The organism is Bacillus pretiosus, from assembly GCF_051294775.1.
GTDB classification, from domain to species: Bacteria; Bacillota; Bacilli; order Bacillales; family Bacillaceae_G; genus Bacillus_A; species Bacillus_A wiedmannii.
The window spans coordinates 1-282 of record NZ_JBPPHF010000579.1 but is presented as its reverse complement, the minus strand read 5'-3'; the positions used below and the strand labels follow the sequence as shown (position 1 = coordinate 282).

Annotated in this window: 1 pseudogene; it reads left to right on the top strand. The window is 32.3% G+C overall.

Annotated features, from left to right (window positions below):
• A pseudogene (locus ACSG5Z_RS32235) lies at positions 1–282 on the top strand (transglutaminase domain-containing protein); the annotation flags it as partial.

Genomic DNA, 282 nt, shown 5'->3' with positions numbered 1-282 from the left:
ATTGTATGGCGAGTTTAATAAAATTGTAGATGCAGATGAGTATGTAAAATATAATGTCGCGTCTACTAAATATTCTATTACAGGGTTACCAGGAAACTATACGTTTACATTGCAAGTGAAATACCGTGAATCAAAAGAGCAAACACAATATGTAAAATCTCAGGCAAAACCAATAATCGGTTCAATTGTAAAAACAGGGATGGATGAGCATGAGAAAGTAAAAGCTATTCACGATTATGTTGTTAAACATGTATCTTATGATACGTCTTATAAAGCGTATAC